Origin of the sequence: Bacillus cereus group sp. BceL291, assembly GCF_051776705.1 — a bacterium.
Lineage (GTDB): Bacteria > Bacillota > Bacilli > Bacillales > Bacillaceae_G > Bacillus_A > Bacillus_A cereus.
In genome coordinates this window covers 1-9704 of the sequence record NZ_JBPWAP010000125.1, presented here as the reverse complement: position 1 = coordinate 9704, position 9704 = coordinate 1, and the positions used below count along the sequence as shown (strand labels likewise).

The following is a 9704-nucleotide window of genomic DNA, read 5'->3' as shown; positions in this document are numbered from 1 at the left end:
ATTATAATTGAAAATCCAGCCAGTTTTATTAAAAATTGATACTGATTAGAATTCACAAAAGTGGCTGGGCTTTCAATGGTAATGTGGCCGGATTTTTAATTGACAAATACAACAGCTATATTTTAAACTCTATCTTTGTTTGAGATAGGGTTTTTAATCGATGTTTTTATACCACATCAAAAGAATTCTTAAATTTCATATAATATATAATCGCTAAATATTGATATAGTTACATAGGAGGAGTATCATTAATTTACTAGAAAAATATAGAAAATGAAAATGAAAAAGGAGGAAGAATCTTTGCGGAATTCTATTGAATTTGAGGTTTTTGGTGATTACGCACTTTTCACAGATCCTTTGATGAAAATGGGAGGAGAAAAGTTAACTTACCAAGTACCAACTTATCAAGCTATCAAAGGGATTGTTGAATCAATCTACTGGAAGCCAACTCTTCTTATGATTGTAGATAAAATAAGAATTATGAATGCAATCAAAATGGAATCAAAAGGTATTCGTCCAATTGAATATGGTGGTGGAAATACACTCGCAAATTACACATATTTAAAGAATGTAAGATACCAAGTTCAGGCTCATTTTATCTTTAATCATCATCGACCTGATTTAGCTTTTGATCGTAATGAATATAAGCATCATAACATCCTAAAACGTTCACTTAAAGTTGGAGGACGGCGAGACATTTTTTTAGGAACGAGAGAATGCCAAGGATATGTGGAGCCTTGTGTTTTTGGCGAAGGAGAAGGCTTTTACGATAATTATGGTGGAGATATTCATTTAGGCACAATGGTTCATGGGCTTAATTATCCTGATGAAACAGGTAGGAATGAATTAGAAGTTCGATTATGGAATCCGGTAATGAGAGATGGAATTATTCAATTCATCCGACCAGAAGAATGTACAAAAATCCGTAAAATATCCAAGATGGATCCAAAGATTTTTGACAGTTCAAACGTTGAATCAGTTGATGAGCTTATAAAACAATTAGAAGAAGGAGGTGAATAAATGAGTTGGCTATTGAATTTGTATGAGACCTATCAATCAAATTTAGATCGAGTCGGTAAAATTGAAAAAAAATATAATGGCCAAGAATATACATTGCTACCTATTTCCCACACTACTCAGTCAGCAAATATTGAAGTTTTAATTACAGAAGAAGGGGAGTTCCATTCAGCAACAGTCATAGATAAGAGCGACGCCAATACATTGATCCCTTGTACAGAAGACTCTGCAAGTAGGTCTGGTACCGGAGCGTATAAAGTTCCTCATCCATTACATGATAAATTAACTTACGTTGCAGGTGATTTTGGTGAATACGGCGGCAGTAAAAAAGAAGAGGAGTCATTTGGCTATTATATCGAACACCTAAGGAATTGGGTAGAATCCCCATATTCTACAGATAAATTAAAAAGCATTTACAAATACTTAAGAAAAAAACAATTAGTGAAAGACTTGGTAGAAACCAAAATATTATGGCTTGATGAAAACCAAAAGCTGATTGGAAAATGGGATAAAAAAGTTGAAGTTTTTCTGGGGAACAAGCCCGAAATCTTTACAGTGCTTCCAGCTGGCCAAGAAGCCGCGTTTGTTAGATTTACCGTGTATTCTCCAAATAAGATGCTATCAAAGGTATGGCAAGACAAAGAAATACATAACTCCTTTATTAATTTCTATGATGGCCTCCTAGATAATGAAGATTACTGCTATGTTACAGGGGAAATAAAACCGAGTACTGATAAACATGCGAAAAAGATTAGAAATGCCAGTGATCAAGCAAAGTTAATCTCTTCAAATGATTTAAGAGGTTTCACATTTAGAGGAAGATTTACTACGTCAAATGAAGTAGCGAATATTAGCTATGATGTGTCCCAAAAAGCACATAATGCATTGAAATGGCTTATTAACAAGCAAGGAAAAATTATCGATCAACGTGTATTTCTTGTATGGGGCAATGATGCAGAAGATGTTCCAGATATTGTAGAGGATAGTTACAGTATATTTTCTATGGATATAAGAGGAACTAAAAAGCGAGAAATAAAATCCTATACACATGAACAATTTGCCAATGAAGTTGCTAAGGCAATTGATGGTTATAAAAATAATTTATCTTCCAGTGAAAATGTAAATATTCTCTTGCTTGATTCAGCGACAACAGGTAGATTAGCGGTTCTTTACTATCGTAATATGGATAAAAACCTTTATTTAAATAGGTTGAAGAACTGGCATTCTACATGTGTCTGGGAGCATGGTTACCGTAAAAATGCAGATAATGAATTTGTTAAATTTTATGGGACACCGTCAACCAGAGATATTGCATTTGCTGCTTATGGGCCAAAAGCAAACGAAAAAGTAGTCAAGAGTTTGATGGAGCGTATGCTTCCTTGCATCATAGATGAGAGAAAAATCCCTTTCGACATTGTTAGAAGTGCCTTTCAGCGTGCATCAAACCCTCTATCAATGGAAAAATGGGAATGGGAAAAAACATTAAGTATTACATGTGCATTAATTAATAAAATGGAGGGATATCAATTGGTATTAGATAAGGAAAATAATAATAGAGATTATCTCTTCGGACGCCTTCTAGCGGTTGCGGATGTTTTGGAAAGAAAGGCATTAAATAATGGTGACCAACGTGCTACAAATGCTAGGAGATATATGAATTCCTTTTCACAACATCCGGAAAGAACATGGAGGACCATTCAAGGGGCCCTACAACCGTATCAAGCACGTTTAGGGGAGAAAGTTTGGTATTATAACAAATTAATTGATGAGATTGGCTCAATGATAAAAATTGAAGATTTTAATAATAAACCACTGTCTGGAAAATACTTGTTAGGCTTTTATAGTCAACGGCATGAATTGTATCAAAAAAAAGAAAAAAATGTTTCACTAAATGATGTAGTAAATATTGGAGAGGAGAATTAAAAATGAAAACTTTAGATCACAAAATCGATTTTGCAGTTGTTCTATCAGTTACAAAAGCTAATCCAAATGGAGATCCTTTGAATGGAAATCGCCCAAGACAAAATTATGATGGACATGGTGAAATCTCTGATGTAGCCATTAAACGAAAGATTAGAAATCGTCTGCAAGACATGGAAGAATCTATTTTTGTTCAATCAAATGACAGGAAGGTAGACCAATTTAATAGTTTAAGGGAACGAGCAGAAACCAATGTAGATTTAGTCAAAGCGTTAAAATCGAAGGATAATCCACATGAACAATTTGCTGCAATTGCATGTAAAGAGTGGATTGATGTAAGAAGCTTTGGACAAGTTTTTGCCTTTAAAGGGGGAGCTGGAAAAGGTGTCTCTGTTGGAGTAAGAGGACCTGTTTCAATTCATACGGCAACGAGTGTTGATCCGATTGATATTACTAGTATGCAGATTACGAAAAGTGTAAATTCTGAGCCCGGGAAAGATAAAGGTTCAGATACGATGGGGATGAAGCATCGTGTTGATTTTGGAGTCTATGTTTTTTATGGAAGTATTAATACGCAATTAGCAGAAAAGACAGGTTTTACTAACGAAGATGCGGAGAAGATTAAAAATGCACTGGTTACATTGTTTGAAAATGATGCATCAGCAGCACGCCCTGAAGGAAGTATAGAAGTACATAAAGTTTGTTGGTGGGATCATAATTCAAAACTTGGTCAATACTCATCTGCAAAAGTACATCGTTTATTAGAGGTTAAACGGAATATTGACGAGCCAAAAACAATCGATGATTATACTGTATTGGTACATGAATTAGATGATTTAAAAGTTGAGATTATTAATGGAATGTAATAAAAAGCGTCAGAATAGTTGAAAGAAAGTATTCTTATAAAGATATACTCTATCAATTTATTAAATGAAAGTCGCATCTCTTGCAGGTGCGTGGATTGAAATAGGATATGGAAGAATCAATTTTTGTTCAATCGAAGTCGCACCTTATATAGGTGCGTAGATTAAGACTGGTAAGATAATTGATAGTAATTTAGTGTCTCTGTTGGAGTAAGAGGATCTACTTCAATTCATACGACAACTAGTGTTAATCCGATTGACATTACTAGTATGCAGATTACGAAAAGTGTAATGTCTGAGCCTGGGAAAGATAAAGGTTCAGATACGATGGGGATGAAGCATGGTGTTGATCTTGGAGCTTATATATTTTATGGAAGTATTCATATGCAATGAGCAAGGAAGACAGATTTTACCAAAGGTGATGCGGAAAAGATTAAAAATGAACTGGTTACATTGTTTGGAAATGATGGGTCAGCAGCACGCCCTGAAGGAAGTATAGAAGTACATAAAGTTTGTTGGTGGAAACATAATTCAAAACTTGGCCAGTACTCTTCCGCAAAAGTACACCGTTTACTGGATATTAAGCGGAACATTGACGAACCAAAAATAATTGATGACTATAACATTTTGGTAAAAGAATTAGATATTTTAAAAGTGGCTATTATTGATGGACTGTAATGAAGAAAACGTTAGAATAATTGAAGGAAAGCGTATTTATTAAAAAGTTAATCAACCATTTATTAAAGAAAAGTCGTACCTCTTGTAGGTACGTGGATTGAAATCATTGGCGGTAGTTCATAAGTAACAACAAATGGATGTCGCACCTCTAGTAGGTGCGTGGATTGAAATATGTAGCTGGTATTAATGCTTTGTGAAAAACAAGTCGCACCTTATATAGGTGCATGGATTGAAATTAAATTACTTGCTGCCTTATCTAGATTACTTTCGTCGCATCTCTTGTAGGTGTATGGAGTAAGACTGATAAGATAATTGATAGTAATTTAGTGTTTTTGTTGGAGTAAGGGGACCTACTTCAATTCATACGGCAACTAGTGTTGATCCGATTGATATTACTAGTATGCAGATTACGAAAAGTGTAAATTCTGATCTTGGTAAGGATAAAGGTGCTGATACGATGAGTATGAAGTATCGTGCTGATTTTGGAGTATATGTCTTTTATGGAAGTATTAATACATAGTTAGCAAAAAAGACAGGTTTTACTAACGAAGATGCGGAGAAGATTAAAAATGCACTGGTTACATTGTTTGAAAATGATGCATCAGCAGCACGCCCTGAAGGAAGTATAGAAGTGCATAAAGTTTGTTGGTGGGATCATAATTCAAAACTTGGTCAATACTCCTCTGCAAAAGTACACCGTTTATTAGAGGTTAAACGGAATATTGACGAACCAAAAACAATTGATGATTATACTGTATTGGTACATGAATTAGATGGTTTAAAAGTTGAGATTATTGATGGAATGTAATAAAAAGCGTCAGAATAGTTGAACGAAAGTATCCTTATAAAGATATACTCTATCAATTTATTAAAGGAAAGTCGCATCTCTTGCAGGTGCGTGGATTGAAATAAAGACCATTTGACCGAGAATGATAGAAGCAGGGATGTCGCACCTTAAATAGGTGCGTGGATTGAAATTGGTTATTTTCCATTCGTGTTTTATGCTCCTCTGTCGCACCTTATATAGGTGCATGGATTGAAATTTTAAGTCGTATACAACAGTAACACACAAAGAATATCGCACCTCTTGTAGGTGTGTGGAGTAAGGCTGATAAGATAATTGATAGTAATTTAGTGTCTCTGTTGGAGTAAGAGAACCTGTTTCAATTCATACAGCAACAAGTGTTGATCCGATTGATATTACTTGTATGCAGATTAAGAAAAGTGTAAATTCTGAGCTTGGGAAGGATAAAGGTTCAGATACAACGGGGATAAAGCATCGTGTTGATTTTGGAGTCTATGTTTTTTTATGGAAGTATTAATACACAGTTAGCAGAAAAGACAGGTTTTACTAACGAAGATGCGGAGATGATGAAAAATGCACTGGTTCCATTGATTGAAAATGATGCATCAGCAGCACGCCCTGAAGGAATTATAGAAGTACATAGAGTTTGTTGGTGGGATCATATAGTTCAAAACTTGGTCAATACTCCTCTGCAAAAATACATCGTTTATTAGAGGTTAAACGGAATATTGACGAGCCAAAAACAATCGATGATTATACTGTACTGGTACATGAATTAGATGATTTAATAGTTGAGATTATTAATGGGATGTAATAAAAAGCGTCAGAATAGTTGATAGAGTATCTTCTTATAAGGAGATACTCTATCAATTTATTAAAGGAAAGTCACATCTCTTGCAGGTGCGCGGATTGAAATTTTTAAAGCCAGCCTTCCAACCCAAAAAGTTAGTGTCGCACCTCTTATAGTTACGTGAATTGAAATTGCTAGTGCTAAACGTCTAAAGGAATTGTATGGGCCGTCACACCTCTAGTAGGTGTTTGGATTGAAAGTGGTAAGACACTTGATAGTATTTTATTAAGTCTAACGCATTAAATACCTTTTGATTAACGTTCTTCACAATCTTGAGAAAGAAGGAGTCTTTTGGTAATGCGTTAACTTTAATTAAAATTTCTTGAAATATATAACGATATTATAAAATATATAGGTATATTGTTAGTTTAATTGATTCCGTTTATTCCCACACCTTATTGTGTTGTGGTTGAGTTGTAGAAGCAAGTTGCGTCTTGTTTCAATTTTGAAAGGGCTTCTTTGAGCCGATTAGTGTATATATAGCTTATTTTGCTATACACATTATTAATCGACTTGAAGAAGCTCTTTTTGTGTTGTTTTCAAGTTCGCAGGCGGGGCCATGTATCAAAATATAGCAAATTAAACAGTTAGGGGAGATAAAACAAAATGAAAAAAGATTGTAGACACTTACGACTAGTACCAACAGTAGAGGAGCATAAAACACGAATAGAGGCAAATGAGACATATCAACAGAAGTCATATGCTACATCTACAATGTCATCTGAAACAAGAGGAAGATTAAATCAAATGCGAGGTTGTTTCGAGGCTGAAATTATATTACCAGTTGGTAAATTTCAATACTTTAAACCACATGCTATGAATGAAAAAGAAGCCATTCAAGAAATCGCATTATTTATTGAAGGGATACAGGAAATGAACATAGGCTATGTTATCTTATGGCGCTTTGTTGGGCAACAAAGTTTTTATAGTGGTACTAAGATCGTAGCCGAACCAAAGTTTCGTAAAATCATGCGTAAGTTGAAAGATTATCTTTTTGACTACGAAGAACTTATTTATGAAACAGAAAAGTAAGAAGGATAGAGGGATATAGATATGAAAAAAGATAAGATTTGGACAGTATTAGATGATCCAAAAGAGCAGGAAACAAAAGAGCAATCCCAAGAGCCGGATGATATTTTTGCTGGTATGGAAGAGCTATCGGAGATTACAGATGATGAACTACCATTTTAAGCAAGTCGAGGTAGTTTATAGAGGGTAAAAGGAAGAACTAAGTGATGTATATACTTGGATCTTCCTTTTTTTATTGCAAAAAGAACTTTGGAGGGAAATATATAATGCGCATAGGTAACGATTTAGCGGCGGGATATTATCCAACACCACTATTAGAAGGGAAACACTTAATACAGTTATTACAAATGGAACCAGAGCGAGTTTATGCTTGCTTTGATCCATGTTGTGGAGAAGGTACAATTTTACGAAGTTTTGCAGATGAGGTGAGACAGGTTAGCATACAAATTGATACATATGGTGTGGAAGTAGATGCAAATCGATATGGAAAAGCAAAAGAGCAATTAGATGAAGTGGTGTGTTCGGACTTTGAAAGTATGATGATTAGTCATGACTACTTTCCGCTTATTTTTTTAAATCCTCCTTATAATACGGAGCTTCGTACAGAAAATACAAAATCAGAGAAAATGGAGTTCAACTTCCTAAAGCGTGCTCACCTTTATTTACAAGATGGTGGGATTATGGTGTATGTCATTCCATACGACAAATTTGCTAGGGACGATATTAGCTATTTTATAGCAAAACATTATGAGGAAATAGGATTAATGCGTTTTGGCGATGAAAATGAAGAATTTGAGCAATTTAAGCAATGTGTTTTTATTGGCCGTAAGCGTGCAGCTACGAAGAATGATACATATTTCAATGATCGATTTGCTAATTTTTGCGAAAATATGTCTGACCTTTCTTTCGTCAAAAAACATGTAAATACATTAGCAGAAATGGTAAATCGTAAGGACTGGGCTATACCAGAATTGCGTCATCAAAACAAACTTATTTTTACATCACGAGTGGATTATAAAAGTGCTTATGAAGGAGTTGGGAAATCGGAAGGTATCTCGTCGTTCAAAAAGCGTTTAAATAGAGGGAATGGTTACTCACTTCAAGGTGAGAAAACAGCTGCTGAAAGAGCGAAAATGCCGATTGCTTCCGGACAATTAGGACTATTGCTGATAACAGGTGTGGCAGACGGCTTACTGGGTGAAGGAGATACACTCCATGCGGTCCGTGGATCTGAGAATGTGTATTATGAAACTTCATTTGAGCCACTTCAAAAAACAACGAAAGAAGTTGTTTTACAAAAACGCCGCGCGAAATTTATCATCGCAACACCGACCGGTGAAGTCAAAGAACTTGTCTAGGAAAGGAAGAAGGCTATGTCTGTACTATTAGGAATAGGAGCATTATTTATCGTATGGGAATTTAGTAATCGTATGTTTCGTATTGCTATTGTACTTACAGTCATTTGTTTATGTGCTTCTCAATTAGGTGCAGGTAATATGCTACATGCGGCTGAACAATCATTACCAGAGTGGAAACAGTTTATAGATTTTTAGCCAATAAATTGAATGAGTAGGACATGAGACGTATCGAATAAGATGCGTTTTTTATTTTAGGAGGGAAACTTATGATACAAGAAATAATTCAACAAGATACATTTGACCAGGAACAAACACCAGCAATGTTGCAATTGGAGACAGCCGTTGCCTCACATACAGCTTTTTGTTTTGCAATGGCAGTAAATCGTCATCAACAAATCCAATTTGCAGTACTAGGTGCGAATGACAGTACATTAAAGTCATTCCGTGCTGCCATATCAATGGGAACTAATCGTTTGTATTTTGGAGAGGGAAAAAAAGAAGAATTACATTACATTTTAGATAAAAAAGTGAATGTAAACTCAAAAGGTCAGTTTGAATTTATTAACACACAAACAGCAAATAAGAAGAAGGCAATTATTGCATTTTCTAGAGAATTAGAAGAAAAGTATATTGTTGCAATTGACGAAGCGCCAGAGAAACAAGTAAGGGATTTCCTAATGGCTCCTCCGTATGGTTTACCGATCTTAGAAGAATGGGCGAGGCCAATTTATGAGGAGATGCTAACAAGAGATCTATTACAACCGTTAGAGGTGTATTTTGATAAGAATGAGTTTTCTTCTCTAACGATTGCGCAAGTCTTACTAAAAGAAACGGATTGTAAAGAGTTTTTATCAGAAATGATACGCTCTGGGAAATGTCAATTTCCGCAAGAAGGTACAGGTGAAAAAATCAATGAAATTAATGATTTAAATGAATACCTATTGGAATATTCACCTGACATGCTTGATAAGGTTACAAAATTGGATGAGCCCTTACATCAACCGATGAAAGATCAGGCATTATCTCATTTTGATACATATCAAAGACCATTATTCCCTGTACAAGCACATGTAGCAACAGGTGTAGCAAAAGCTTTACAAGTACAAAAGGGAATCATCTTGCAGGGGGAAATGAGCACGGGCAGTGCGGCACGTTCCGCTATAAGTGTAGCTTAAACACGAAAA

General features: G+C 35.1%; 7 protein-coding genes and 4 pseudogenes. All 11 read left to right on the top strand.

The window, feature by feature from the left end; genetic code table 11:
* The first annotated feature begins 300 nt into the window (after positions 1–300).
* The gene (cas5c, locus tag ACS2CR_RS32290; RefSeq protein WP_003319726.1) at positions 301–1020 is read left to right on the top strand and encodes a type I-C CRISPR-associated protein Cas5c; all 720 of its coding nucleotides are present in this window, start codon (positions 301–303) and stop codon (positions 1018–1020) included.
* Complete coding sequence (cas8c, locus tag ACS2CR_RS32285) at positions 1021–2940, top strand: type I-C CRISPR-associated protein Cas8c/Csd1 (RefSeq protein ID WP_000118651.1); 1920 nt, start codon at positions 1021–1023, stop codon at positions 2938–2940.
* A gap of 2 nt (positions 2941–2942) precedes the next feature.
* Complete coding sequence (gene cas7c / locus ACS2CR_RS32280; protein ID WP_000853368.1) at positions 2943–3803, top strand: type I-C CRISPR-associated protein Cas7/Csd2; 861 nt, start codon at positions 2943–2945, stop codon at positions 3801–3803.
* Between the two features lie 195 nt (positions 3804–3998).
* Positions 3999–4478: pseudogene (locus tag ACS2CR_RS32275) on the top strand (type I CRISPR-associated protein Cas7); the annotation flags it as partial.
* Between the two features lie 328 nt (positions 4479–4806).
* Positions 4807–5286 (top strand): annotated as a pseudogene (gene cas7c / locus ACS2CR_RS32270) (type I-C CRISPR-associated protein Cas7/Csd2); the annotation flags it as partial.
* 328 nt (positions 5287–5614) lie between these two features.
* Positions 5615–6097 (top strand): annotated as a pseudogene (locus ACS2CR_RS32265) (type I CRISPR-associated protein Cas7); the annotation flags it as partial.
* A gap of 642 nt (positions 6098–6739) precedes the next feature.
* Positions 6740–7165, top strand: a complete 426-nt coding sequence (locus tag ACS2CR_RS32260) for a DUF6018 family natural product bioysynthesis protein (protein ID WP_000710696.1) — start codon at positions 6740–6742, stop codon at positions 7163–7165.
* 21 nt (positions 7166–7186) lie between these two features.
* The gene (locus ACS2CR_RS32255; protein WP_000710813.1) at positions 7187–7324 is read left to right on the top strand and encodes a hypothetical protein; all 138 of its coding nucleotides are present in this window, start codon (positions 7187–7189) and stop codon (positions 7322–7324) included.
* 104 nt (positions 7325–7428) lie between these two features.
* Positions 7429–8520 carry a DUF6094 domain-containing protein gene (locus tag ACS2CR_RS32250; protein ID WP_001219637.1) on the top strand — a complete coding sequence of 364 codons (1092 nt, stop codon included), beginning with the start codon at positions 7429–7431 and terminating at the stop codon, positions 8518–8520.
* 15 nt (positions 8521–8535) lie between these two features.
* A complete protein-coding gene (locus tag ACS2CR_RS32245; RefSeq protein ID WP_053512806.1) occupies positions 8536–8715 on the top strand; it encodes a hypothetical protein in 180 nt (59 codons plus the stop codon).
* Between the two features lie 71 nt (positions 8716–8786).
* Positions 8787–9671: pseudogene (locus ACS2CR_RS32240) on the top strand (hypothetical protein); the annotation flags it as partial.
* Positions 9672–9704: the final 33 nt, after the last annotated feature.